We start from the raw sequence: 26,505 nt of genomic DNA, 5'->3' as shown, positions 1-26,505 counted from the left end.
TGTGCATTATCGCCCTGTCATAAATTATATGAGATAATAGAGGAACCAGTTTATAAGGGAAAGGATGTTATTATGAGTAAAACAGTCGTACTGGCCGAGAAACCTTCGGTCGGAAGAGATATAGCTAAAGTGCTGAATTGCGGGAAGAAGGGCAATGGCTTTTTTGAAGGCGAACAGTATATCGTCACTTGGGCACTAGGCCATTTGGTGACCCATGCAGATCCGGAATCTTATGATGAAAAATACAAAACATGGCGCCTTGAGGACCTGCCCATGTTGCCGCCTGCTTTGAAGTTGGTCGTCATCAAGCAATCAGGCAAACAATTTCAATCGGTTAAAACACAATTGAACCGCAATGATGTCAAGGATGTCATCATTGCAACGGATGCGGGCCGTGAAGGGGAACTTGTTGCGCGCTGGATTCTCGAAAAAGCGAATGTGAAGAAGCCGGTCAAGCGGCTTTGGATTTCCTCTGTAACGGATAAAGCGATCAAAGATGGATTTAAAAACCTGAAGGATGGCAAGGAGTATGAAAACCTATTTGCCTCTGCTGTAGCAAGGGCGGAAGCGGACTGGATCGTTGGGATGAACGCGACACGTGCCCTGACGACCAAGCACAATGCCCAGCTATCCTGCGGAAGGGTCCAAACGCCGACACTTGCGATGATCGCAAAAAAAGAAGAAGAAATAAAACAATTCCAGCCTAGGAAATATTATGGCGTTTCGGCAATGGCGGAACCTAATTTGCGCCTGATATGGCAAGATGCCCAATCAAAGGATATCCGCACATTCGATAAAAACAAGGCAGAACAGGTTCTTGCAGCCGTTAAGGGGAAAAGTGCAGAAGTGGTTGAAGTTAACAAGTCCCATAAGAAAAGTTTTGCCCCTTCTTTATATGATTTAACAGAACTTCAACGGGACGCCAATAAGAAATTCGGCTATTCGGCGAAAGAGACGCTATCGATCATGCAGCGCTTATATGAAAGCCATAAAGTCTTGACTTATCCAAGGACGGATTCACGCTTTTTATCAACGGATTTGGTTGATACGCTAAAAGAAAGATTACAGGCTGTGAGCATTAAGCCATATGCCCAGTATGCATCGAGGATACTGCGCAGCCCGATTAAGGTCAATAAATCGTTCGTGGATGATAGCAAGGTTTCCGATCACCATGCAATCATCCCCACTGAGCAGACACCGCTGCCGGGAAAACTGAGCGACAAAGAATCGAAAATCTATGATTTGGTCGTGAAAAGGTTCCTTGCTGTATTGATGCCGCCTTTTGAATATGAACAAACGACCATCACAGCAAAAATGGGGCAGGAGACGTTCATGGCAAAAGGGAAGGTCATCCTGAAGTCAGGTTGGAAGGAAGTTTATGATCACCAATTCGATGAGGAAGAAGCTAAAGATGGCCTTGCTGAGCAACTGCTTCCGAACGTTCAAAAGGGTGACAGTTTAACCATTTCGACCGTGAAACAAACAGAGGGTGAAACGAAACCGCCGGAACCATTCAATGAAGGGTCGCTTCTTTCGGCAATGGAGAATCCTACTCGTTTCATGGCAGGGGAAAGCAAAGAGCTCATCAAGACCTTGGGTGAAACTGGCGGGATCGGTACTGTTGCAACGCGTGCTGACGTTATAGAAAAGCTGTTCAATAGCTTCCTGATCGAGAAGAGGGGAAAGGGCCTTCATGTTACCTCGAAAGGAAAACAACTTCTTCAATTGGCACCTGAAGACTTGCGATCTCCAGCTTTGACAGCTCAATGGGAGCAAAAGCTAACCGCGATCGCAAAAGGAAAGCTGCCAAAACAGGCTTTCATCGGTGATATGCGCGCCTATGCCAAAAATATCGTCCATGAAATCAAGAATAGTGACCAAAAATTCAAGCATGATAACGTGTCAGGAACGAAATGTCCTGATTGCGGCAAGCTGATGCTTGAAGTGAATAGTAAAAAGGGGAAAATGCTTGTCTGCCAAGATCGTGAATGTGGCCACAAAAAAAGTGTTTCACGTGTAACAAATGCCAGATGCCCACAATGTCATAAAAAGATGGAAATGCGCGGTCAAGGAGAAGCACAGACATTCACCTGTAAATGCGGTTTTCACGAAAAACTTTCTTCTTACAATAAACGAAGAGGGCAAAATAAAAATCAAAAAGTATCCAAAAATGAAGTCTCCAATTATATGAAAAAGCAAAATAAAGAAGAACCAATCAATACTGCCTTGGCGGATGCCTTGGCAAAACTGAAATTCGATAAATAAAAGAAAAGAGCCCTTCACCTTTAGCTCCATGGTGAAAGGGCTCTTTTTTTTATGGGGTTATTTGAAATGGCGATATTCATATAAATGAAAATGACGGCAGAAAGGGATGGAGCGAGTGCTCCATCCCTTTCCATATATCTGCTTCTGTTAAACTTCATTCAGTACGGTGCCATGTAATTCATATTCAAGTGCTTTGTCAGTGTGTGTGTGTTTATTCGAATCTACTCGTGTGAGCGTACTGAATGGCTTCTGATCACCCGGACTGAAAATTGCTTCATCATTCTCTGGATTCCATAGGCTGTAAATACTCATGATCGTATCCTCCTCCTTTGGATGAGAAGACTAGTAATTCCCATATTTGATTATCATCTAACGCTTCAATTGACTCTAACGCTGATCACCGGGACTAAACACCGCTGCGTCATTCTCTTTGTTCCATTGGCTTCTGATTGTACTCATCATGCACATCATCTCCTTTGGTGAGAATGTCTTACAGTATTTGTATACCCGGCTGGGACAGGTTAAAACATATATTTTAAAAAAAGAATGGTTTTATCCAGAAATCCATGTAATAAAAACAAACTTCCTTTTACTATCAAACAGTTTGAATTGTAAAGATTATTTTTGTGCGGGGATGTTCTTATGTTTGACAGTTTAACAATCTCGATCAGTTGGAGCATGCCCACGTTTTTGTTGTCCCTAGTGGACTGACTTTTTTATAAAGAAACGTTCTATTTCAATGAATTTAAAAGCGGGTGGGCTTCGTACCCAGGCAACGTACATTTTCTGTAAGGGGGCCTGGTTGATAAGTTGGGAAAGGCTCCGGACTCGTGAAAATTAAAGAACCTTTTCTACTATATTGACAAAGCATTATCGTAAAGTGATATAATTTTAAATTGTATGCATGACGAAAAAGTAGGAGATAGAATCAAATGAATCAGCCATTAATTAATATTGAGAGTAAATTCAGACCCGAGATCGAAGGGCTACGTGTTGTTGCGGCACTGCTGGTAGCGGTATATCATATATGGTTAAATCGTGTTTCCGGCGGGGTTGATGTTTTCTTTGTAATTTCAGGTTTTCTTATTACCACTTCAATTGTTTCCACAATTAAACGAACAGGGGAATATCGTTTTAGGCCATATGTCACGAAGTTAATGAAAAGATTACTTCCCTCTGTATTTTTTATTCTTGCAATTGTTCTGGCTTTAAGTTGGTTTTTATTACCAAAATCAATTTTGGATAAAACTATACATGAAGTATTTGCTTCAATGTTTTTCTACCAAAACTGGCAACTGGCTATTTCGAGCACGGATTATTTAGATTCCAGCCAAATGAAAACACCGGTTGAACACTTTTGGGCTTTGTCTATACAAGGACAATTTTATATAATCTGGTTTTTAATATTCACTTTAATTTTATTCTTAATAAAAAAATATAAACTAACTAATGTTAAGACATTAATCAATACTATTTTAGGAATATTATTTGTTTCTTCTTTTATATACTCAATATATTTAACCTCAGTCAATCAGCCATGGGCTTATTTCATTACGATGACACGCGTTTGGGAATTTGCTTTAGGCAGTTTGCTCTGTATCAATTTATCATCAATCAAGGTTAATAAATATATTGCTACCGTGATAGGTTGGCTCGGATTAATCGGTTTAATTTTAACTGGAATAGTCTTCAATGTATCTGAAATGTTTCCGGGGTATATTGCCTTATGGCCAATGACCTGTGCATTATTCATTGTTTTGTCTGGTACATGCGATACGAAATATGGTGTCAAACGCTTTTTAGGTTCACCTGTAATGGTGAAGCTAGGTGGAATTGCCTTTGGAATCTATTTATGGCATTGGGTATTATTGGAGTTCTATCGTTATAATGTCCAGGAAACTCCAGGATTCATCGTTGGAACTCTTATTATCATTTCATCTATAGCCCTGTCGTTTTTAATGACTCGATATATAGAAGAACCAATCCGAAGCTCAAAGGATAATAAATACTCATTCAAGAGACTCGGGATAATGGGCAGTGTGAATGTACTCTTGATTGCATCTCTTTTAATTGGAGTATATATAGATAAAAATAAGCTGGAAAATAAAATAAACGATAAAAATTATCCAGGAGCGTTAGCTGTAAAAAGTCCTGATGATATACCTGATCAAGAACCAATTCCGTCATATTCTGAAGTCTTTGATGATTTACCAAAAGCGCATTTGGACGGCAGTAACCAAGGGTTAAAGGAAAGTGACTTGAAAATTGGGGAATATGGCGAAACTGAAAATTACGATGCTACAATTGCCCTGATCGGCAGTTCCCATTCAGAGCATTGGTTAGGTGCCATTTTAGAAGCAACAAAAGATGATAATTATCGTGTATTGAATATGACTCGTTCAGGTACACGTTTTTCAACAGGTTATGCGGATGATGATTTGAAAGGTATCTGGGTCAATAATGTTCTCGATTATCTAAAGGATGCAGATGTAGATCTTGTCATTTCTCACGCCACAGCTTCTGATTCGCCTAATAATAAAATACAACAACAAATGGTCGATCAGCTGCAGTATGTTAAAGATGAATATGGTATGGAAGTGTTAGCGATACGTGATGATCCAAGATATAGTTTTAACGTGCTGGAATCATTAGAAACGGATGGACTAGAAGAAACTACAAAAAAAATGAATTCAGTAGATAATCAGAAAGACGAAAGCTTTTGGAGGCAATTTGAAAAAGAGAATAAATCCTTGCATAAAATTGACTTAACAGATTACTTCAAGGTAAACGGTAAATTCCAGCCCATTATTGGTAATGTTATAATTTACCGTGACAATAGACATTTAACGAATACTTATTCTGAAAGTTTCGGACCTATTTTTGAAGAAAAAATCAACGAGATAGGTTTAATTGAAAAGTAAGTTTAGCTAATTGGAATTTGTTTGAAGTCTAAATATGATAAACATCTGAGTTCTGTGTTTTACAGGACTCGGATTTTTTTATATCTATAGGGATTGATGAATTTGTGGTTACTTTGACTAATCCAATAAGTCACTTGTACTTATACGAAGAAAAAAACCCTGTTACTACGCGGGAGAACCGCATTGTAACAGGGTTTTTAATTAGCGTCCCAGATAGGAGTCGAACCTACGACCTACAGCTTAGGAGGCTGTCGCTCTATCCTGCTGAGCTACTGGGACATATATTTAAGTCGACGACTTATTTATTATATTTCTTATAGGCAAACTTTTCAAGCTTATAGCACATACTTATGAAAAAAAATCTTCATAAATGCCCAGCAGGTCAATAAGCTCTCGTATTTTCCTATTAATTCATTAAACGGAATACTTTTATATTCACTAGTTTCCCGGAACTATTATACTAGAAGGGGAATGATAGTGACATTGAAGTGGACGAAGCAGCATGCCCTGCATCGAGTTCGGATTTCACCCGGGTTATCAGTCGATGGGTTTGCGTCACTGATTGAAAATTCTTCAAAACATTGAAGACGGATGGGTCATTTCGAACTTGTTCAGAAAAATCATATAATAATCGATTCTTACATGGTGTATAATGAAGGCAGTGAAAATTATATACATAAGAACGATTTGGTGTCTTAATGACTTAAAAGGGAAGTTGGTGAAATGCCAGCGCGGTCCCGCCACTGTATATGGGAGCTGACGGCTGTGTACCACTGTATGAGATATGGGAAGGTGCCGTTGACGATGACCATGAGCCAGGAGACCTGCCAGAATTCGTACACCTGTAACCTACGCGGATGGGAAGGTGTGTGGCAGACCCTAAGAAAGAGTCCGTAATGATATTGTTGCCATACAAGCACCTTCCGTTTAACGGGAGGTGCTTTTTGTTTTGGGGGCATCTTCCAACAATTCGTTTTCTTTATTGAGGTGGGAAGAAATTAAATAAAAAGATTGTGGGGAATGAAAATGAAGAAGATTTTTGGTCTGATACTGTTGATGATGCTTACTGCAGGATTGATGGTTGGCTGCAGTGACGCTACTGACGAAGGAAAAGAAAAGCAGCAAACGAATCATGCTCAACACGAAGCTTTCCCGATTACGATTAAAGATGCAACTGGGGAAAAAGTAACGATAGAACAAAAACCGAAGAAAATCGTTTCGTTGATACCAAGTAATACGGAAGTGGTCTTTGCACTTGGTTTGGGTAAAAAGGTCGTTGGTGTATCCGACAATGATAATTACCCGGAAGAAACGAAAGAAATTGAAAAAGTTGGCGGAATGGAAATGAACACGGAGCTGATTGTCTCCATGAAACCTGATCTTGTTCTTGCGCATGCATCAAGTGCCCATAATTCAAATGAGGGTTTACAGCAACTTAAGGATGCTGGAATAGATGTCCTCGTAGTCAATGATGCACAAAGCTTTGACCAAGTCTATGAATCTATTGAAATGATTGGACAGGCAACGGGAGAACAGGATAAAGCAAAAGAAATCGTTACGGATATGAAAATGAAGCTCAAGGATATCCAGGAAAAGGCCAAATCCGTAAAGGAAGCGGATAGGAAGACCGTTTTAGTGGAAGTTTCGCCTTCACCGGAAATATACACACCTGGAAAAAATACTTTCATGAATGAGATGCTTACTATCATTTCAGCGGATAATGCTGCTGCTGAATTGGACGGATGGGCAAAAATTGATGAAGAGTCGATGATTGCTGCAAATCCGGATGTCATCATTACAACGTATGGTTATTATACAAAAGACGCAGTAAGTGAAGTGAAGGGCCGAAAAGGATGGCAAGATGTAAAAGCCATTAAGAATGGCCAAGTCTTTGATGTCCATTCTGACTTGGTGACCCGTTCCGGTCCACGCTTGATAGAGGGAGTAGAGGAACTTGCCAAATCAGTCTATCCGAACCAATTTAACAACTAAATGGGCGTTTGCTTATTTGATTGCGCTGTTCATTTTGTTATTCGCAATGACGATAGGCATTTCCTTTGGTTCGGTGCCAGTACCGATTCCCGTACTTATACAAATAATCGGCAAGGAGATTTTCCATTTGCCGATTTCTGCTGATCCGGATGTGATGCTTACGAATATCGTGATGAACATCCGCTTGCCGCGCGTATTGCTTGCGGGTTTGGTCGGGGCATCACTTGCGATTGCAGGCGCGGCTTTTCAGGGACTGCTCCGGAACCCGCTCGCTGATCCTTACACATTGGGTATTTCTTCAGGAGCATCGGTCGGCGCCGTATTGACAATATTCTTGAATATTTCACTGCCGTTCATCGGTTTATATACTCTTCCGGCATTGAGCATCTTATGCTCAGTGCTCACGATGCTTTGCGTACTGACTTTTGCAAAAAAAATGGATCGGTCGATGAAAGTGGAAACGATCATTTTAACGGGAATCATTTTCAGCTCATTTTTAAGTGCCTTCATTTCATTGATGATTGCGCTGACGGGTGATGAATTAAGACAAATCATCGGCTGGCTGATGGGAAGCGTTTCAATGCGCGGATGGAATTACATTGCAATCATTTTGCCGTTTTTTATCATTGGATCATTGATTTTGATCATGAATACAAGTGAATTGAATGCGATGACTTTCGGGGAAGACCGGGCAAAACACTTAGGTGTGAATGTTAAGCGGCGGAAAATGTGGATCTTGATAGCCGGTTCGACATTGACAGGGGCAGCCGTTGCCGTTTCAGGGGCGATTGGCTTTGTAGGATTGGTCATTCCTCATTTTGTCCGAAAGATTTGGGGACCTGACCATAAACATCTACTTCCGTTGTCATTGTTGGTAGGAAGCGGATTCTTAATATTGGCGGATTTTGTGGCACGAACGATCATTGCCCCATCGGAACTGCCGATCGGGGTGATCACCTCACTTATCGGGGCACCTGCATTTGCGCTGATTTTATTAAAGAGACGGAGAGAAGGGTAAAAACGGATGCTTGAAGTAAGAGGGTTAACAGGTGGATATCATAACAAAGCTGTTTTGGACTCTGTCTCTTTTGATGTACATAAAGGGGAATTATTCGGGATTCTTGGTCCAAATGGCAGCGGAAAAACGACGCTTTTAAGCATGCTTAGCGGGGTGCTCGATTATAAAGGCGGAAGCGTACGGATAAGAGGTAGGGATTTGAAGGATTATTCGTCAAAACAACTTGCACAGGTCATTGCTGTGCTCCCTCAACATTCCTCATTAGCTTTCTCCTATACAGTAAAAGAGACGGTTTCACTTGGGCGATATGCCCATCAATCAGGTTGGTTCCATAGTTGGTCCGCGGAAGATGAATCGATTGTCCAACGAGTTATGGAACAAACGGGAGTAGCTGATTTTCAGGATCTTCATTTTGAACGATTATCAGGAGGGGAGAGACAAAGGGTCTTGCTGGCACAGGCACTTGCCCAAGAGCCGGAAATCCTTTTTTTGGATGAACCTACGAACCATTTGGATCTCTCCTATCAAAAAGATCTTCTTGATCTAATGAGGAAAATGGCAAAAGAGCAGAAGTTGACCGTTATTTCAATTTTTCATGATTTGAATTTGGCTGGATTATATTGTGATCGGCTTATGTTGCTTGAGAAAGGGCAGATTCAGGTTGTTGATGTGCCGAACGAAGTGCTCCAACAGGAACGGATTCAGGATGTATATCATACGACGATCGAAAAACATCCACATCCCGCCCTTCCGAAACCGCAGATGTTCATCGTTCCGGAAAAGCATGGCCATGATACGATCCCATTGGAAATCGATGGTTCCTATTTGACAGTCGGTCCTGAGATGATTCAATTGGATTCCCCGATCCCGCTTAGAACGATGTCTTCTGGTGTGACTGGTTCTGGGACGGGCTGGCATAAATATTTTGTGAATAGGCACGTCCATCATGGCTATGATTGCGAGGATCATCATGTTGAAATGGCCGCCTATTTAAAGACTCATGGTTTTGAACCTCATGAAACGGTAGGGATGATGACAGCTGTCTTTCTCGATACGGTTGCTTTCAAGCTATTAAGAGATGAAGATTTCTCGGTTTTCATCATCGTGACGGCTGGTGTAGGGAATGCCATCGACGCTTCCTTAGCTGACCGGCATTCTTGGAGTTCCGCTCCAGGAACGATCAATACTTGGATATTCGTAAATGGGCATTTGGCAGAAGAGGCTTTCATCCACAGCATAGTTACTGCGACCGAGGCAAAAGTAAAAGCCCTTCATGACTTGCATGTCATGGATAAGGTGACAAATACATGTGCAACAGGAACATCGACAGACAGCATTTTGATTGCGGCAACTCAAAGGGGGGCAAGGCTTCAATATGCAGGCACCATCACTCCGTTAGGGAAGATGATCAGCCGCGGTGTATATGATTGTACAGTGGAAGCATTAAAGAATACTTGGAAACGGATTGAGGATTTATGATTTATTATCATCTCTTTGCAGTTACGCTGGCGTTTTTCCTTGATCTATTAATTGGTGACCCTCCAAATTGGCCGCATCCAGTCAAATGGATAGGAACGATGATAAGCAAATTGGATCTGGCATTCAATAGAGGGGCATATAAGAAACGGAATGGACTCTTCATGTTGATCATCGTCTTATCGGTAGTGTTGTTGATTACTGGTCTTACCGTCTATTTGGCCTATTGGATCCATCCGCTTGCAGGCATCCTTTGGGAAGCTGTTGTCATTTCCACTACGATAGCTCAAAAGGGCTTGAAGCAAGCTGGGATGGATGTTTGCCATCCGCTTAATGAACGGGATTTTCCTGAAGCGAGGCTAAAGCTTTCCTATATCGTGGGCCGTGATACTGCTGATCTTGATGAATCCGAAATAGTCAGGGGAACCGTGGAAACCGTAGCGGAAAATACCAGTGATGGGATCACGGCACCGATGTTTTGGGCAGCATTTGGCGGTGCGCCGCTTGCGATGATGTACAGGGCGATTAATACCTGCGATTCCATGGTAGGGTACAAAAATGATAAATATGGACAATTCGGCTGGGCTTCAGCCAAGCTCGATGATATTGTCAACTGGATTCCCAGCCGCCTCACCGGATTCCTGATGTTGCTGAGCTCGAAATCCGGCCATCATGGACCTGGTGCCAGATGGAAGATATTATTCAATGATGCAAAAAAACATCCAAGCCCGAATAGCGGGTGGTGTGAAGCAGGCGTTGCTGCCATTTTGGGAATACAGCTTGGAGGCAGGAATATGTACAAAGGAATTGTTTCCGACCGTGCGAGGATGGGAGTTCCGCTTGTTCGATTGGAAGCAAAACATATACCAAAAACGATTACCATCATGCATCGGTCATCTTTTCTATTTCTACTGATGCTATGGCTAGGGGGACTTATTCTTGACATTACCTTCTCATGGCTCTAATCCTCATTATCTTTACGAAGCGCTGGAAATCGAAATGCCTGAATCGGTTCTCGACTTCAGTGCTAACATCAACCCATTGGGTCCGCCTTTACGCATAAAGGAACAGTGGTCTGGTTTTTTCGAAGGAATCCTTCAATACCCAGATCCTCATGCCATTGAACTGACAAAATCAATCGCAAAAAAAGAAGGGCTTCCTGAGCAATCCGTTTTGATGGGGAACGGTGGTGCTGAAATAATCATGTTGGTAGCGAACGGATTAGCCAATCAAAGAGTGCTAATCATTCAGCCGGCATTTGCAGAATATGCAGAAGCTTGTTTGGCAGCCGGAAGTAAGGTCGATTTTCACCAGCTTGATGCTCCTGAGTGGCAATTGGACTTGGATCGATTGATTCCCCGATTACCCGAATATGATGCAATTTTCTTATGTACACCTAATAATCCGACCGGTGTTTCATTTAAGCGGGATGCAGTTAGGGAATTGATCATTGAATGCCAAAAAGCGGACTGCCTGGTAGTCCTGGATGAAGCTTTTTATGATTTTACGGAGGATGCCTTTAGTTATGCTTCTTTAATCAATGTATTTCCGCATTTACTCATTCTGAGATCAATGACTAAAATCTTTGCAATTCCGGGTTTGAGACTGGGCTATTTGCTTGCGGCACCTGACATCATAAAACGGGTAAGAAATTATAAACCGCATTGGAGCGTCAACCATGTGGCACTTGAAGTGGGGAAAATCTGTCTTGCAGAAGAATCCTATATGAGAAAGACAAGAGACTATATTGCCTTACAAAAGCAAAAACTATTCCGGTTTTATGAGGAGCAAGGGCTGAATGTCTCCGATAGCACAGTCAATTTTTATTTGGTGAAAGATGAATCCTTATCCCTTTTCCCCTTTTTGCTGAAAAAAGGAATCGTACCGCGTCATACCTATAATTTTCCCGGTTTGGATGGAAGGTGGCTTCGGTTTGCTGTGAAGAGTGAACATGATAACGAAGCACTGATGGAGGGGGTAAGACAGTGGAGAAAGCAAGTCTCTGTTTTATAACCGGGGGTGTCCGTTCCGGAAAAAGCAGCTTCGCAGAAAGAAAAGCCCTGGAGTATGCACTCCAAACGGATGGGAACTTGCATTACCTCGCCTGTGGCCGTATCAGTGATGTGGAGATGGGTGAACGCATCCTTAGGCACCGGAAAGATAGAGAAAGCAGCCCGATTGCATGGAAAACTTCCGAATACGCAACGGATATTACAAGGATAGGGGAGGACATTGATCAGGATTCCATCATTCTGCTCGATTGTCTGACAACCCTGCTTGATAACGAACTATTTGGCCCAGGTATTCCGCTTGAAGAAGAATTTTTAGATAGCGTTTTTTCAAAAATAATAACCGGAATCAATGAGATAAGAAAACAATCCAGCTGTTTAATAGTCGTGAGCAATGAATTGGTGCAGGAACCGATTTTCCATGATGATTTTCTTCATATATACGGAAAAACACTGGGCCAGCTTCATCAAACGATCGTCGGGCAGGCCGATGAAGCCTATCTTGTAGAAGCGGGAATTCCATTGCGGAAGAAAGGGTGCATGCAGGAATGAGCGGAGTGATCGGATTTTTAATTAACCTGCAGTTCTTTACGGTTTTTCCAATAAAGAAGCAGCTTCCGATGGAGAAGAAATATATTCACCGTGCCATTCAAACCTTTCCATTGGTAGGTCTTTTGCTAGGCTTGATATTGGGCGGTGTTTTGTATGCGCTCGTGGAATGGACCCCATTGTCATCGCTGGCGATTGCCTTTTTCCTTTGGTTTTTGACGATGGCATTAACGGGAGGTTTGCATCTCGATGGCTGGATCGATGCAAGTGATGCTTTTTTTTCCTATCAGGATAAAGAGCGGCGATTGGAAATCATGAAGGATTCCAGGACAGGTGCATTTGGTGTAATCTCCGTCATAGTCCTATTGGCAGCCCGGTTTCTATTTATCTATGAAATTGTCGAAAGGGTTAATGAATGGACATACTTCTTGATCATTGCCCTTCCCCTCTTAAGCAAATGCGTGATGGGTTATTTGCTCATCCGGATGCCGCTGGCTAAAAAAGAGGGGCTCGGTGCTTTTTTTCAAAGTGCAGTAAAGAAAAGCAGTTTGCCCATTTATTGGATGTACTTCTTTGTAAGTTTGGCGATTGCCTGGATCATCGATTTTAAGCTTGTCACCTTATTTTTCATCATGTGTCTGGCTGCGGTGTTTTTCCTGGTTTATATAAAATGTAAAATCGTCAGTTGGTTCGGTGGGATAACGGGGGATGTACTGGGGGCATCCGTGGAAGGGGTTGAGCTTTGGTTATGGCTGATATTGTGGCTATTACACTACTTCGCCATGGGCTGACGGAAGCAAATGGGCGAAAGGCCTATTTAGGCTGGACGGATTCCCCATTAAGCGCCAAAGGAGAAAAGGAAATACTGGAATTAAGAGACTCTTACCCAAAGTATGAAAAAATTCTCAGCAGTGATTTGCCCCGCTGTGTGGAAACTGCGCGACTGCTGTTTCCACATGCAGTTCCGGTCAAAAATCCTTTGTTCCGTGAAATGAACTTCGGCAGTTGGGAAGGTCGGACGTATCAAGAGTTAAAGACAGATAGAGATTATCTTAATTGGCTGGAACGTCCCATGGAAGCCCTTGTGCCTGGGGGTGAAAGCTATCCGGCATTTTCCAAGCGTGTGAATGATGGCTGGAACCATTTGATTGCCTGTAAGGAGAACCGAATTGCCCTAATGACGCATGGAGGGGTAATTCGTGATTTATTGGTCCGCTATGCCCCGATGGAAAAGTCCTTTTTTGATTGGGGAATTTCCCATGGCAGGGGATATGAGCTGATATGGGAAGACCGGGAAAGCTTAAGGAGGGGAGAACGCTGCACTTTGTTACAGGAGGCGCCTATAATGGGAAAACTAAATGGGTAAAGCAATTGTATGGATTGGAAAATGATGTCCTTTGGCTATCCGGTTATCGAAAAGAACAGCCGGAATTGATTGATTTTCAAGGCAAGACTGTTGTATTGCAAGGGTTGGATGCATGGATTCAGCAAGATGCAGAAAAGATGGATTCAGATTCGATTCGAAAAAGATGGAAGGAAATCATGGCTGATTGGCGAATATGGGAGAAAGAAAAGGATGAACACAATTGCATTGTGATCGGTTCTGATATTTCCAAAGGCATTGTCCCGATCGAAGCAAGAGATCGCAGATGGCGCGATGCCTGCGGATGGGTCTTTCAAGATGTAGCAACCATATCCAGTCGCGTTGACATCATTTGGTATGGAATTAACCAGCGAATAAAGTAGAGGAGGCAATTGGGATGAAAATCTATACACGTACAGGGGATAAGGGACAAACAAGCGTAATCGGAGGTCGGCTTGATAAGGATGACATCCGGGTTGAATCTTATGGAACAGTCGATGAAGTGAATAGCTATATCGGTCTTGCTGTGACAGAATTGGATTCAGCGATATTTACGGATGTACTGGCCGATCTAGAGAAGATCCAGCATGAGTTGTTTGATTGCGGCGGTGATTTGGCAACCGTTTCCGAGAAGGCCCCGCAAAAGCTGACGGAGGAGGCCATTACCTATTTGGAAGAACGAATAGATGCCTTCATACTCGAAGCGCCGGAATTGGAAAAGTTTATCCTGCCTGGCGGCTCAAAAGCGGCTGCAACCATTCACATCGCCCGTACCGTCACAAGAAGGGCGGAACGATTGGTCGTTTCATTGATCAAGTCTGGTGCGGCCGTTTCACCATTATCACTTCAATATTTAAATCGTTTGTCGGATTACTTCTTTGCCGTTGCACGTGTGATCAACTTCCGTCTTGGTGTGAAAGATGTGGAATATATCCGCAGCGCAAATGTATTCCGTGGAGGGAAAAGAAAGGAAAAAGAGTAAACATGGATGTAAGAAAAATTAGTGCAATTGCCATATTCATTGCCTTATCGGCGGTAGGGGCAATGATTAAAATCCCTTCCCCGATCGGGAGTATCGCCTTGGATAGTTTTCCGGCCCTTTTGGCGGCTGTCATACTTGGCCCGGTATCGGGGGCTATTGTAGCTGGGCTTGGTCATATCATTTCAGCGTTATTCGGCGGCATGCCACTTGGGCCATTCCACTTTTTGATCATGGCCGAAATGGCGGTCCTGACATGGATGTTTAGCATTTTATATATAAGCGGAAAAAAAATAGGCGCATTTTTCCTCTTCTTTATCGGTAATGCCTTCGTTTTAGCCCTGCCTTTCGCATTTCTGATCAGCCCTGGTTTTTACACATTATTGGTTCCGGGATTGACGGCAGCGACGGCGGTAAATGTAGTATTGGCTGGCCTTTTACTGCCACGCTTGGAGCCTGTCTTGAAAAAAATGATTTTTAAAGATGGACTCGCAGAATGAGTGATTCATTGATTTTACCATTTTCCGAATTAGATTCATTGATTGTTTCAAGTGATAATAGCGGCGGAATCGGCCTGAAGGAAAAAGATCTTGTCCATGTCCCTTATGAGGTCGTTGGATATTATTCCTTTCGGGTTGCCGTCATGGAATGTTTGGGCGTTGGCGGGAGCCCAGTATCCGTCGTTCTAAATAATTTCTGCGGTGATCAAGCCTGGGAGGACTTGACCAAGGGTGTCAGGAAGGGGCTGAATGAATTGGGAATGGAGGATCTCCCCATTACAGGCAGCACTGAAAGTAACATGCCGCTACTTCAATCAGCACTTGGTCTTATGGTGATTGGTAAACGAGCGAATGAATATGTTAAAAAGCAGTACCCTTTACGGAAAATAGCTCTGATCGGCAGGCCGCTCGTTGGAGAAGAAGTAATGGAACAGCAAGATTGGATCGCGCCGTTATCTTTATATAAAAGCCTATGTGAAATGGAAGGTGTTCAGGCACTTCCAGTCGGCTCAAAAGGGATAGCATATGAATGGGAGCACCTGGACCAAAGTGGTGAAGGTGTTTCTGTGCATATAAGTAATAAAGTCGATATTGCAAAATCATCAGGACCATCCACCTGCTTCCTCATTGCTTATCCTGAACAACTTGAGGAAGAAATCAAGCACCGATCCGGTTCTCTTTTTATTGGCGAATGATCATTTCATGACTGAATCAGGTATCGAGTTTAGTTCACAATGAACTGGTTCGATGCTTTTTTCATTGAGATCTTACCTTTATGGATTTGTTGATTTATGCGCTTCATTATCATGGCCAAAGTAAAATGGCACCCATTTGCGTTACTTCTCGCCTCCGTACGTATGGATATTCCGGATGTTGCAGATGCTGTTCAGACAGGGGTAGGTAATCATCTTGGTTAGAAAGCACTTATTGTCGGTTTAGGTACCATGCATGGAAAGGCGATGGCCGAGTCGGTAAAAATCAGGATTCCCAAGTTAGCTGGACCCATTTCAGGTTCCTGCAATCTAAAAGAATGGATGTACAAGCACCCGAGGGGCTAGCGGATCAATTCTCCAATATGCATAACCGTGAGCACCCAGGTTTCGGCATTATCTTGATCGCGATTTTAATGCCCGGTCTTATTAATGTTGATCGGAGCTTTCAGTTCTGTGTTTGGGTGAAGGTTCAATATTGAATGATTGGATTGCCTTCATTGAGAGCCTATCATCGCCCTCATGGTTTCTGTGGTGGTTCCATCCTTTACATTAGGTTGCGCTAGAGGTTTTAATAAAGTAGAACTAAGCCAATTCATGGCCGCCTGCCTCGCCCCAACTGAATCCATCATCTTGATTATTGGAGCCGGCGGTGCATTTAAAAATGAATTGGGGTGAAGTCAGGATTTTGGATGATCAAAGAGCTTTTTTTTATCTAACAGGCGCCCAAACGTTAAAGTCTTGGACTATGGAAACGATTATATCAGTCGTTTCATTTATCCTAATCTTACTATTGAGTTCAATTGTTTAAGAGAAAGGAGCATGATGTAGATATGGGACAATCAGGTTATATGATGGGGATCGATATTGGCACGACGAGTACGAAGGTCGTTCTTTTTTCAAAAGGAGGGGAGGTTGTCCAATCTTGTTCGAGAGGATATCCTCTTCACAGTCCAACTCCTTCCGTTGCGGAACAAGATCCCGAGGAAATCTATAAAGCGGTCATCATTGCAATAGGCGAGGTTATGATTGCAAGCGGAATAGAAAAGCAAGAACTGGGCTTCATATCGTTCAGTTCGGCGATGCATAGCTTGATCGCAATTGGTAAAGACGGCAACCCGCTGACGAATAGCATTACATGGGCAGATAATCGAAGTGTTGCCTATGCGGAGAAATTGAAGGCTTCAAAACAGGGGGTGCAATTGTATCACAGGACGGGAACACCCATTCACCCAATGTCGCCAATCACGAAAGTAATGTGGCTAAGAAATGAACATCCCGGGATTTTTAACGAAACGGAAAAATTTATAGGAATTAAAGAATACATCATCTATAAATTTTTCAATGAGTATGTGATGGATTATTCACTCGCTTCTGCAACGGGCATGTTCAACTTGAATGACCTGAAGTGGGATGAAGAGGCACTCACCATCGCTGGAATCGGGGCAGACAAGCTGCCGACGCTTGTCCCTACAACGCATATCCTCTCAGGATTAAGTGAGGAATCAGCTGCAAAAATGAACATTCATGCTGATACCCCGTTTGTGATTGGCGCGAGTGATGGCGTGCTTGCCAACTTAGGGCAAAACGCAATCAAGCCAGGCGTTCTGGCAGTGACGATTGGAACGAGCGGGGCGGTAAGGACCGTCAGTGACCGGCCGCTTACCGATCCCAAAGGCAGGACATTCTGCTATGCACTTACTGAGAATCATTGGGTAATCGGCGGACCGGTCAACAATGGGGGAATCACCTTCCGATGGGCCCGCGATCAATTGGGCCGTGTGGAAATCGAAAAAGCGAAGGCTTCGGGACAGGACTCCTATGAGATTCTGACGGATATGGCTTCCAATATTGCACCTGGTTCTGATGGGTTGATATTCCATCCGTATATGGCAGGGGAACGGGCACCATTATGGAGTGCCGATGCAAGGGGCTCCTTCTTTGGGCTGGCGCTTCATCATACTCGTGACCATATGGTCCGGGCAGTGCTGGAGGGTGTGATGTATAACTTGTACAGTGTCCTTATTGCTGTAAAGGAGTTGACTGGTGCTCCCGAGAAGATTCATGCAAGCGGCGGATTTGTCCGATCGAAGCTCTGGCGCCAAATCATGGCTGATATATTCAATCAAAACGTGACCATTCCTGAAAGCTTTGAGAGTTCGAGCTTAGGCGCCGCCGTTCTAGGATTATACGCATTGGGCGAAATCGAAAGCCTTGATGAGGTTGAGGGAATGGTTGGTGAAACGAATGAACTTGTCCCGATCGAAGAGAACGTTAAAGTGTATGAAGAATTAATGTCGATTTATTTATCCGTAAGCAGGCAATTGGAGGGCGACTACAAGAGGATCGCTGATTTCCAAAGGCGCCATTTAGAATAATTTTTAGGGAAAGCACAGATGAATAAGCACTGTGCTTTTCTTTTTCCCGGTCTTTAAAATGGTAAGATGGTAGAAAACGATAAGGGGAATTTTATTATGGGAGCCAGTAAAACGAATGCAATGCGGATTCTTGATAACAAACGTATAGAGTATGGCATGATGAGTTATGATGCCCGCGATGGAAAAATCGACGGGATCACTGTTGCGGACAAGATTGGAAAAGCGCCGGAAACCGTTTTTAAAACGCTTGTTACCCATAACGGACCGCAGCAGCTTTACGTATTTGTCATCCCTGTAGCAGCCGAACTGGACTTGAAAAAAGCAGCGAAGGCCGCAGGGGCAAAAAAAATTGAAATGCTTGCGGTTAAAGATCTGCAAAAATACACAGGGTACATTCGGGGAGGCTGTTCCCCGATCGGAATGAAAAGGCAATACCCGACCTTTATCGATGAAAGTGCAACAAACCTGCCTGAAGTCATCGTAAGTGGAGGGAAAATCGGTACACAGATCGTATTAAAACCGTCAGAATTCCTGGAAGTCACACAAGCGGAAGCTGTAGCCCTAATAAAATAAAATGTTTGCCTTTAGGTATTCACCTATTGGGTCTTTTTTTCATACGCTGTCTTGAAGTTACATCTGTATTGTGAGGGAGAGTGTGAAAGTGACAGGAAAAGTGATGAATTATTTTGCTGGAGGCAATACGGCTAAAGGTTTTTATAGTTTATATGATTCCAATTTAAAAGGTCTGGAAAGATTATTCATATTAAAAGGCGGACCTGGTTCCGGTAAATCGACGATTATGAAAAAAATCGGCCAAGAATGGCTGGATAAAGGCTATGACATCGAGTATTTACATTGTTCGTCCGATAATGATTCCATTGATGGAGTAATCATACCGGCTTTGAAAATCGGGATTGTGGATGGGACCGCGCCGCATGTGATTGAACCGAAGGCACCAGGGGCCATTGAGGAGTATGTCAATCTAGGAGCTGCCTGGGATTCCCAGCAGCTGGCTTCTGAAAGAGCGGCCATCATAAAGTTGACGAATGCGAGAAGCAAGAGCTTCGAGAAGGCATATGCCCTATTCGCTGAAGCATTGAAGATACATGATGAATGGGAAGACATTTATAAGGCAAATATTGATTTCGCAAAATTGAATGGGTTGACCAATAAATTGATAGAAAGCTTTTATAGAGATATCGTCCTTAATAAGAAGTCGGATGTTCGTCACCGATTCTTAGGTGCAGCTACACCAACGGGTGCAGTTGATTTCATCCCCAATATTACTGAGGGAATACAAAAACGGTACTTTTTAAAGGGACGTCCAGGTTCAGGAAAATCAACGATGCTGAAGAAGATTGCAAAGGCTGCGGAGCAAAGAGGCTTTGATGTTGAAATATATCATTGTGGTTTCGATCCGCATAGCTTGGACATGGTAATCGTCCGGGAGGTTGGGATCGCCATATTTGACAGCACATCCCCGCATGAATATTTCCCGAGTTGTGGAGGGGATGAAATCATTGATATATATAAAACGGCCATCCTGCCAGGAACAGATGAAATATATGCCGAACAGTTAAAGGAGGTTTCCACTAGGTACCGGACGAAAATGAATGAGGCGACAGCAAACCTGGCTAAGGCAAAAGAGCTGCATGACGAACTCGAAAAGATTTATGTAAAAGCAATGGATTTTACAGCCATCGATGACATTCAAAAAGACATCCACGAACAGATTATTGAACGGGCCCAAGATGTCGATAGAAAAACGATTCTACATTAAGAAATCAAACTGCACCTATCTTAATTAGGTGCAGTTTATTTATATACATAATGGGATTTTTTAATGACTGAAGTCACACCAAGAATTTATACGGATTTGTTAAACGTGTTTATCCACGATCTTTCGGTTAAAATAGGGATTATATTGAAAAAAGGGGCCGATTGAATTGATAAAGACGATTGCGATTGATATGGACGGAACATTGCTAAACAAAATGCAAAAGGTCAGTGAGGAAAATAAACATGCCATCCAGAAGGCGCAAAGCGAGGGTGTGGAAGTGATCATCGCTACTGGAAGATCTTATGTGGAAGCTAGGTTCGCCTTGGATGAAGCAGGCATCGTTTGCCCTGTCATCTGTGTAAATGGTGCTGCCATCTTTACGGAGGACGGAAAAATTGCCGCTTCCAATCCAATGTCAGCTGCCACTGCTAAAATGGTCGCTGAATTCCTCGAAGAACAGGGGATTTATTTCGAAATATATACGAGTCAGGGGATTTATTCCAAAGACTATGAAAATGCGATATCTGTTTTGGTTGATGTATTCGTTACAGCGAATCCTGACATTGACCCTGAGAACATGCGGAAATATGCAGAGCAGCGTTTACAGCTTGGACAGGTAACTTCCATTTCCGATTATTCCGAGTTATTCAGCCGTTCAAATGAGGAATATTATAAAATTCTCAGCTTCTCAAAGGATTTAACTTTATTAAATCAAATTGCTTCGAAATTGGAAGGACAGGGAGTTACAGTCACTTCATCGGGACGCGAAAACGTGGAAATCATGAGTGAAACAGCTCAAAAAGGTACGGCACTTGAAACATATGTGAATGGAAAATCCGGCTCGATGCAGGAAACGATGGCTATTGGGGATAATTATAATGATGTATCCATGTTTGAACGGGTAGGTTTGTCTGTCGCAATGGGAAATGCCCCGCTCGAAATTAAAAAACTGTGTGATGAAGTAACAGGCAAGAATGATGAAGCCGGTGTCGCGGAGGCCATTTTAAAGGTACTAAAACAGTCAGCCTATTAAACTCATGAACCGAAGGGGGAAAGACTTTGAAAAAATCGCTCCTTTTTTTCCTTATGGCTGCACTGATTTTAACTGGTTGTAACATGAATGATGGCGACAGCAAAACACAGCCGAATCTTGAAAAAGAAGTGACGGGCACTTTAGGGGAAGATGCGGATGTGCTGATAACGAACCTGCATGCCCCATGGTCGATCCAGAAGAATGGGGACACAATGTATGTGTCAGAACGGGCAGGAACCATCGTTGAATGGGACAAGGATAAGATGGCACGGCAAAGGGTCAACCTTAAAAAGACATTGTCAGCTAAAGCGGAAGCTGGGTTGCTTGGATTTTTGCTAGCTCCCGATTTCTCTAAGAGCGGGCAAGCTTTCGCCTATTATACCTATGAAGAAGGCGGGGATTCGATCAATCGAATCGTCATTTTAGAAAAAAATGATGATAAATGGCAGGAGATGGAGACCTTAATCGACGGAATACCAAGCGGGGACTACCACCATGGCGGCAGGATCAAGATAGGACCGGATGATAAGCTATACGCAACATCAGGCGATGCAAGAAAGGCTGAAATCGCACAGGACCTAGATTCTTTAGGCGGAAAAATTCTGCGCATGAACCTCGATGGCACCATTCCGAAAGATAATCCTTTCGGGAATTCATACGTCTATTCATACGGTCATCGCAATCCACAAGGTCTGGCCTGGGATGAAGCAGGACAGTTATATGAAAGTGAGCACGGAGATTCGGCACACGATGAATTAAATAGAATCGATCCGGGTAAGAACTATGGCTGGCCAGATATAGAGGGCGATGAGCAAAAACCTGATATGGTAAAGCCCTTTATTCAATCCGGTGAAAATACATGGGCTCCTTCTGGCATGGCCTATTTTGACGGAAAGCTCTATTTTGCAGCCTTAAGGGGCGAAGCGCTTAAGAGTTATGATGTAAAAAGCGGAAAACTGACTAATATCATTACGGGCTCAGGAAGGATACGTGATGTATTCGTTGATGAAGGATATCTTTATTTCATAAGCAATAATACGGACGGCCGAGGAAATCCCGATGAAAAGGATGATAAACTTTATCGTTTGCCACTATCTAGGTTAAAAGGAAATATGCCCTGAAGTTATCAATGAGAAGCTCGGAGATGGATTTGATCGAATATCGGAAGCCTCGCTTTTTAATAGCGGGGTTTTCTTTTTGTTTATGGACTCGAAGCATCGATCATGAAGAGCATGACATGGCCCCGATTTGCCCCATACGATTTCGCCAAATTCACGAGAAAAAGCGCGAAATTCACGAGTATTTGCTCGAAACTCACGAGTAAAAGCATGAAATTCACGAGTATTTGCTCGAAACTCACGAGTAAAAGCATGAAATTCACGAGTATTTGCTCGAAACTCACGAGTAAAAGCATGAAATTCACGAGTAACGCCCAAACTCACGAGTAAAGGCGTGCAATTCATGAGTATTCGCTCCAAACCACAGTATTTCTTTCGAAACTTCCAATTAAAAGCATGAACCTCCTGAATTTTGTCCTGGAAGCAATGTAGAAGAAAAGAAACACGTGTGCATACGATTTATATTCGTTCATCCGAAAGCTAGACATTTCTAATGAATAGGTGTATAGTTACCTAGGTAACTACTTTTCAGGAGGAATACCTTTGTCCTTTAATAATGGTTTTTTTCATCATAACTTACAATTTTCGAGGTCATTTACCAAAAAGTTAAATGAACAATTGGCCAAGGTTGATCTTTTTCATTCACAATGGTCGATTGTATATTATCTGAAACAGTTTGGCTGTTCTACGCTTGTTGAAATAAGCACATATCTAGATGTGGAGAAACCGACGGTAACCAGGACGGTAAACCGGTTGGAGGAACTTGATTTGATTGAACAAGTACCAGGAAAAGATAAACGGGAACGGAGAATACAGTTAACGGAGTCAGGTTTAAGGACTTATCACGAGGCCAAAAAGGTAGTTGAAGAATTTGAACTTCAATTAATGAGCGGTTTGGCTGAAGAGGATCGAGAGGCAACGTTACGAACGTTGATTTTCCTGAAGGAAAAATTAAAACAATAGTAAGGAAGAAGGATTGAAATGAATCAAAAACCGAAATTGTGGACGAAAGACTTCTTGATTGTTTCGTCTGCGAACTTTTTTTTATTTTTAACTTTTTATGTCTTGATGGTGACATTGACCATTTACACGATGGATAATTTTCATGCGTCGCAAGCACAAGCAGGACTTGCTTCAAGTATCTTTGTTCTCGGAGCTGTGCTTGTCAGACCGATTGCAGGGAAAAAAATTGACAAGATTGGCCGCAGAAAGATGTTGCTTGGATCGTTGGTTCTATTCCTGGTTGCATCCATTGGCTATTTCCTGGTGAATAGTTTATCCCTCTTATTGATCGACCGGCTTATTCACGGTTTTGCTTTTGGCCTTGCCACTACCGCAACTGGAACGATTGCTGCAGATATCATTCCGAATGAGAGACGCGGGGAAGGTACAGGATACTTCGCCATGAGTACAAACTTGGCAATGGCATTCGGTCCGTTTATTGGATTGCTGATTACACAGCATTTCAGCTATTCCATCATTTTCTATGCAGCCTCCCTATTTGCCGCATTTTCTTTAGTTGCATCAATATTCATGAATGTGCCTGAAGGGGAAAAGGGCGGAGCTTCACCACAAAAAGGATTTAAAATCAGTGATTACTTTGAGAAAAGGGCGCTGCCCATTTCCATTTTTATCGGATTTGCCGGATTTACCTATTCCAGCATTTTGTCCTATTTAACGTCTTTTGCAAAGGAAATGGATTTAATGGATGCGGCAAGCTTCTTCTTCGTCGTATTTGCTGTATTCCTTTTAGCTTCCCGTCCGTTTACAGGACGAATGTTTGATGTGAAGGGGGAAAATGCAGTTATTTACCCATCGCTCATACTATTTGCCGTCGGTATGGTCATCCTAAGCCAATCCCATCATGGTATCACGCTTCTGATTGCCGGCGCCTTAATCGGAGTTGGGTATGGTACGTTCCAATCAAGCTGTCAAGCGATTTCGATTAAGGAAGCCCCATCAAATCGGATGGGATTAGCCACATCCACGTTTTTTACTATGTATGACTTCGGTATTGGTGTCGGCCCGTTCCTATTGGGATTCCTTATTCCATTTACAGGGTTCAAAGGGCTATTCATAGGAATGTCGATCTTTGCATTCGTACTTATTGGCATTTATTACTTGGCACATGGAAAAAAAGCCTCGGCAAGAACGAAAATGCAGCATGAGGAACGCTTGTCTGCCTAATTTTTTAAAATGATTGTATAAAATGAAAAATTTTGGGGATGCTTATATTATGATTGATTTTCCAAAGTATCCCCCTTTTCTCCGCCTGTAATCCACAGGCGTTTTTTTTATGCCATAAACAAAAAAACAAAAAAACAAAAAACCGCCTATTGGCGGTTTCTTTAAAATTTATAGGTCCATAATCGTTCTTTGCGGATCCAGTCCAGAAAATCTGCATCCTGATTTTCGAATTTCTCTTTCCAATCGATCACCATTGCCTGCGTTTGCGAACGGTGGGCAGTGAAAGCAGCCACCTTTTTTTCTTCGACGGCAGAGATATCTTGGATGATGTCAGGCTGTCCCAATTCGTCAATGCAGTTATTCGAGAAGGCGACACAATGAAGTTTTGGTCTCTCTTTCTCTTCCATTCTTTCCACGGCCCGTACTACAGCCCGTGCTGTCGCTTCATGGTCTGGATGGACACTGTATCCTGGGTAAAACGTAATGATCAATGAAGGATTCAATTCATTGATGGCATCGGTAAATAATGAAGTCAGCTTTTCATCATCTTCGAATTCAATCGTCTTATCGCGCAATCCAAGCATGCGTAAATCTTGGATGCCAATCGCATTTGCTGCATCGATTAATTCCTTTTTACGAATTTTAGGGAGCGATTCCCTTGTTGCAAATGGAGGGTTTCCTAAATTACGTCCCATTTCTCCTAAAGTTAAGCATAAATAGGTGACAGGAGTGCCCGCTTCTCTATGAAGGGCAAGCGTTCCGGAGACCGAAAAGGCTTCATCATCGGGATGTGGGAATATAACTAATACATGGCGTTCTTTTTCCAAGGTATATTTCTCCTTCCGTTCTACTTACAGTGAGCATGGTTATCGGTGAATGGGATTTTTTATCGGAATTATATGATATATATCAAGCAAGTTGTCATCATTCAAAGGGAGTGGGACTGAGCTGCATGGAGACAGCAAGCTTTCCGGAAAAATCAAGGCCTGCCAATAGCAATCTCCCTTGTTCATCCAATTCGAAGTGGTTAACGCCTTCTGCATATACCCAGCCAATATTGAGCTTCAAGCCGATGCGGTAAGGTCCATCCCCAACTATCTTCCCATGTTCATATTGTATAAAAGCATTGCGAATATAAGCACCTGCCGAAAAGAAAGCTTCATCTACATGAGTGGCATAGGCGCCATTTGTCGTTTCAAGGTGAAGATATACATCTTGTCCGGCGAAAGAATCAATGGCATTTTGCACCTCTGTACGGTCTATAGGTTTCATTCTATAATTTCCTCCTTAACTGGGCGGCTAGATAAGCTTTTCCTTCTTTCCATTTTACTAAATAAAAGCAAAAAAAGCGAAAAAGGCCGCTCGATGAATTTGAGCAGCCATTAAACTTGATGTTTTATTTTTGTGTTTTGTCCGCAATTCCATATTTGTGGTATGCACCATGATTGACAGGTCCAACATAGTCATTCATCTTCCAAGAATGGCGAACCGCCTCGGTAATGAAGTCTTTAGAAATGAGGATAGCCTCACGCGGGCTTTTCCCTTCAGCCAATTGAGCAGCAATAGCTGCAGAAGAAGAACAGCCGGCACCATGTGTATTGGTCGTTTCGATTTTTTCTGATTCAAGGATTTCAAATTCCTTTCCATCATATAAAAGGTCGATGGCTTTATCCAGATCCAGCTTATTACCGCCTTTGATCAAGACATATTTTGCACCAAGTGCATGAATCTTTTCAGCTGCAGCCCTCATGTCATCAATCGTCTTGATAGGCGCAGTTCCCGCTAACTGAGCGGCCTCGAACAGGTTTGGCGTGACTACAGTTGCACGTGGAACAAGCAGTTCCCGCAGAGCTACGGCCGTTTCTGGGTGCAATACTTCATCTTCACCTTTACATACCATAACTGGATCGATTACGACTTTGTCCAGCTTCAACTCGTCTATTTTACGGGCAACAAGTTCAATGATTTCCACTGATCCAAGCATTCCCGTTTTCATTGCATCAATGCCGATTGATAAAATCGTTTCGATTTGGGCTTCCAAAACTTCGACCGGTGTAGGGAATACATTATGGGACCAGCCATTCTTCGGATCCATCGTCACGATTGTCGTTAAAGCGGACATACCGTAAACGCCGAATTCTTGGAATGTCTTTAAATCTGCTTGAAGACCAGCGCCGCCGCTCGAATCAGATCCGGCAACTGTCATAGCTCTTTTCATAGTCATTAT

General features: G+C 42.8%; 28 protein-coding genes, 1 tRNA gene and 1 riboswitch. Of the genes, 23 read left to right on the top strand and 6 right to left on the bottom strand.

Annotated elements, in window-relative coordinates:
- Positions 1-72 precede the first annotated feature (72 nt).
- Complete coding sequence (locus QNH43_RS27135) at positions 73-2,265, top strand: DNA topoisomerase III (RefSeq protein WP_283916392.1); 2,193 nt, start codon at positions 73-75, stop codon at positions 2,263-2,265.
- Between the two features lie 147 nt (positions 2,266-2,412).
- Here the strand turns inward: QNH43_RS27135 and QNH43_RS27130 are convergent, their stop codons facing one another.
- The gene (locus QNH43_RS27130) at positions 2,413-2,577 is read right to left on the bottom strand and encodes a hypothetical protein (RefSeq protein ID WP_179086069.1); all 165 of its coding nucleotides are present in this window, start codon (positions 2,575-2,577) and stop codon (positions 2,413-2,415) included.
- Between the two features lie 620 nt (positions 2,578-3,197).
- On the opposite strand from QNH43_RS27130, the gene QNH43_RS27125 reads away from it, so the two are divergent.
- Positions 3,198-5,186, top strand: a complete 1,989-nt coding sequence (locus QNH43_RS27125; RefSeq protein WP_283916391.1) for an acyltransferase family protein — start codon at positions 3,198-3,200, stop codon at positions 5,184-5,186.
- Between the two features lie 205 nt (positions 5,187-5,391).
- On the opposite strand, the gene QNH43_RS27120 is transcribed toward QNH43_RS27125, so the two are convergent.
- A tRNA-Arg gene (locus tag QNH43_RS27120) sits at positions 5,392-5,465 on the bottom strand.
- Between the two features lie 394 nt (positions 5,466-5,859).
- Positions 5,860-6,032: riboswitch (cobalamin riboswitch) on the top strand.
- A gap of 180 nt (positions 6,033-6,212) precedes the next feature.
- Between QNH43_RS27120 and QNH43_RS27115 the strand changes: the two genes are divergently transcribed.
- The 19 genes from QNH43_RS27115 to QNH43_RS27025 all read left to right on the top strand — a co-directional run bounded on the left by QNH43_RS27115 (position 6,213) and on the right by QNH43_RS27025 (position 22,094).
- On the top strand, positions 6,213-7,178 hold the full coding sequence (locus QNH43_RS27115; RefSeq protein ID WP_283916390.1) for an ABC transporter substrate-binding protein: 966 nt from the start codon (positions 6,213-6,215) through the stop codon (positions 7,176-7,178).
- The gene (locus QNH43_RS27110; RefSeq protein ID WP_076368413.1) at positions 7,141-8,196 is read left to right on the top strand and encodes a FecCD family ABC transporter permease; all 1,056 of its coding nucleotides are present in this window, start codon (positions 7,141-7,143) and stop codon (positions 8,194-8,196) included. The genes QNH43_RS27115 and QNH43_RS27110 overlap by 38 nt, the downstream gene beginning before the upstream one ends.
- A 6-nt stretch (positions 8,197-8,202) precedes the next feature.
- Entirely contained in the window at positions 8,203-9,675 is a 1,473-nt protein-coding gene (locus QNH43_RS27105) for a heme ABC transporter ATP-binding protein (protein WP_283916389.1), read from the top strand.
- Positions 9,672-10,637 carry an adenosylcobinamide-phosphate synthase CbiB gene (gene cbiB / locus QNH43_RS27100; protein WP_283916388.1) on the top strand — a complete coding sequence of 322 codons (966 nt, stop codon included), beginning with the start codon at positions 9,672-9,674 and terminating at the stop codon, positions 10,635-10,637. Before QNH43_RS27105 ends, cbiB begins: the two co-directional genes overlap by 4 nt.
- Positions 10,612-11,685, top strand: coding sequence for a threonine-phosphate decarboxylase CobD (gene cobD / locus QNH43_RS27095; RefSeq protein ID WP_283916387.1), 1,074 nt, complete (start codon positions 10,612-10,614; stop codon positions 11,683-11,685). Before cbiB ends, cobD begins: the two co-directional genes overlap by 26 nt.
- Positions 11,658-12,233: a bifunctional adenosylcobinamide kinase/adenosylcobinamide-phosphate guanylyltransferase gene (locus tag QNH43_RS27090; RefSeq protein ID WP_283916386.1), complete on the top strand. Its 576-nt coding sequence runs from the start codon at positions 11,658-11,660 to the stop codon at positions 12,231-12,233. The genes cobD and QNH43_RS27090 overlap by 28 nt, the downstream gene beginning before the upstream one ends.
- Positions 12,230-13,021 carry an adenosylcobinamide-GDP ribazoletransferase gene (cobS, locus tag QNH43_RS27085; RefSeq protein ID WP_283916385.1) on the top strand — a complete coding sequence of 264 codons (792 nt, stop codon included), beginning with the start codon at positions 12,230-12,232 and terminating at the stop codon, positions 13,019-13,021. The genes QNH43_RS27090 and cobS overlap by 4 nt, the downstream gene beginning before the upstream one ends.
- Positions 12,979-13,596: a histidine phosphatase family protein gene (locus QNH43_RS27080; protein ID WP_283916384.1), complete on the top strand. Its 618-nt coding sequence runs from the start codon at positions 12,979-12,981 to the stop codon at positions 13,594-13,596. Before cobS ends, QNH43_RS27080 begins: the two co-directional genes overlap by 43 nt.
- A complete protein-coding gene (locus QNH43_RS27075; RefSeq protein ID WP_283916383.1) occupies positions 13,512-13,976 on the top strand; it encodes a bifunctional adenosylcobinamide kinase/adenosylcobinamide-phosphate guanylyltransferase in 465 nt (154 codons plus the stop codon). Before QNH43_RS27080 ends, QNH43_RS27075 begins: the two co-directional genes overlap by 85 nt.
- A 14-nt stretch (positions 13,977-13,990) precedes the next feature.
- On the top strand, positions 13,991-14,575 hold the full coding sequence (locus tag QNH43_RS27070; protein WP_063234218.1) for a cob(I)yrinic acid a,c-diamide adenosyltransferase: 585 nt from the start codon (positions 13,991-13,993) through the stop codon (positions 14,573-14,575).
- A gap of 2 nt (positions 14,576-14,577) precedes the next feature.
- A complete protein-coding gene (locus QNH43_RS27065) occupies positions 14,578-15,072 on the top strand; it encodes an ECF transporter S component (RefSeq protein ID WP_283916382.1) in 495 nt (164 codons plus the stop codon).
- Positions 15,069-15,767 (top strand): ATP-binding protein, encoded by a 699-nt coding sequence (locus QNH43_RS27060; protein ID WP_283916381.1) that lies wholly within the window; start codon positions 15,069-15,071, stop codon positions 15,765-15,767. The genes QNH43_RS27065 and QNH43_RS27060 overlap by 4 nt, the downstream gene beginning before the upstream one ends.
- A gap of 96 nt (positions 15,768-15,863) precedes the next feature.
- Positions 15,864-15,989 (top strand): hypothetical protein, encoded by a 126-nt coding sequence (locus tag QNH43_RS27055; RefSeq protein WP_283916380.1) that lies wholly within the window; start codon positions 15,864-15,866, stop codon positions 15,987-15,989.
- 303 nt (positions 15,990-16,292) lie between these two features.
- The gene (locus QNH43_RS27050) at positions 16,293-16,460 is read left to right on the top strand and encodes a GntT/GntP/DsdX family permease (protein WP_397222299.1); all 168 of its coding nucleotides are present in this window, start codon (positions 16,293-16,295) and stop codon (positions 16,458-16,460) included.
- A 155-nt stretch (positions 16,461-16,615) separates the two neighbouring features.
- A complete protein-coding gene (gene gntK, locus QNH43_RS27045) occupies positions 16,616-18,160 on the top strand; it encodes a gluconokinase (RefSeq protein WP_283916379.1) in 1,545 nt (514 codons plus the stop codon).
- Between the two features lie 96 nt (positions 18,161-18,256).
- Positions 18,257-18,733, top strand: a complete 477-nt coding sequence (ybaK, locus tag QNH43_RS27040; protein ID WP_283916378.1) for a Cys-tRNA(Pro) deacylase — start codon at positions 18,257-18,259, stop codon at positions 18,731-18,733.
- Between the two features lie 88 nt (positions 18,734-18,821).
- Entirely contained in the window at positions 18,822-19,940 is a 1,119-nt protein-coding gene (locus QNH43_RS27035) for a PRK06851 family protein (RefSeq protein ID WP_283916377.1), read from the top strand.
- Positions 19,941-20,106: 166 nt separating this feature from the next.
- Complete coding sequence (locus QNH43_RS27030; RefSeq protein WP_283916376.1) at positions 20,107-20,973, top strand: Cof-type HAD-IIB family hydrolase; 867 nt, start codon at positions 20,107-20,109, stop codon at positions 20,971-20,973.
- 26 nt (positions 20,974-20,999) lie between these two features.
- The gene (locus tag QNH43_RS27025) at positions 21,000-22,094 is read left to right on the top strand and encodes a PQQ-dependent sugar dehydrogenase (RefSeq protein ID WP_283916375.1); all 1,095 of its coding nucleotides are present in this window, start codon (positions 21,000-21,002) and stop codon (positions 22,092-22,094) included.
- Here QNH43_RS27025 and QNH43_RS27020 read toward each other — a convergent pair.
- Complete coding sequence (locus tag QNH43_RS27020; protein ID WP_283916374.1) at positions 22,074-22,436, bottom strand: hypothetical protein; 363 nt, start codon at positions 22,434-22,436, stop codon at positions 22,074-22,076. The two genes, QNH43_RS27025 and QNH43_RS27020, sit on opposite strands and share 21 nt — an antisense overlap.
- 198 nt (positions 22,437-22,634) lie before the next feature.
- On the opposite strand from QNH43_RS27020, the gene QNH43_RS27015 reads away from it, so the two are divergent.
- Together QNH43_RS27015 and QNH43_RS27010 are read left to right on the top strand one after the other, a co-directional pair.
- Entirely contained in the window at positions 22,635-23,054 is a 420-nt protein-coding gene (locus tag QNH43_RS27015; RefSeq protein WP_076368399.1) for a MarR family winged helix-turn-helix transcriptional regulator, read from the top strand.
- An 18-nt stretch (positions 23,055-23,072) separates the two neighbouring features.
- Positions 23,073-24,278 carry an MFS transporter gene (locus QNH43_RS27010; RefSeq protein ID WP_283916373.1) on the top strand — a complete coding sequence of 402 codons (1,206 nt, stop codon included), beginning with the start codon at positions 23,073-23,075 and terminating at the stop codon, positions 24,276-24,278.
- A gap of 161 nt (positions 24,279-24,439) precedes the next feature.
- On the opposite strand, the gene bshB2 is transcribed toward QNH43_RS27010, so the two are convergent.
- The 3 genes from bshB2 to pdxK form a co-directional block, all read right to left on the bottom strand.
- Positions 24,440-25,105 (bottom strand): bacillithiol biosynthesis deacetylase BshB2, encoded by a 666-nt coding sequence (bshB2, locus tag QNH43_RS27005; RefSeq protein ID WP_098370231.1) that lies wholly within the window; start codon positions 25,103-25,105, stop codon positions 24,440-24,442.
- A gap of 97 nt (positions 25,106-25,202) precedes the next feature.
- Positions 25,203-25,550 (bottom strand): YojF family protein, encoded by a 348-nt coding sequence (locus QNH43_RS27000; protein ID WP_076368396.1) that lies wholly within the window; start codon positions 25,548-25,550, stop codon positions 25,203-25,205.
- 124 nt (positions 25,551-25,674) lie between these two features.
- Positions 25,675-26,502 carry a pyridoxine/pyridoxal/pyridoxamine kinase gene (pdxK, locus tag QNH43_RS26995; protein ID WP_142244595.1) on the bottom strand — a complete coding sequence of 276 codons (828 nt, stop codon included), beginning with the start codon at positions 26,500-26,502 and terminating at the stop codon, positions 25,675-25,677.
- Between the last annotated feature and the right edge of the window lie 3 nt (positions 26,503-26,505).

The organism is Peribacillus simplex, from assembly GCF_030123325.1.
Lineage (GTDB): Bacteria > Bacillota > Bacilli > Bacillales > DSM-1321 > Peribacillus > Peribacillus simplex_D.
The sequence above is the reverse complement of the archived record's forward strand: the minus strand, read 5'-3'. Positions and strand labels throughout refer to the sequence as shown.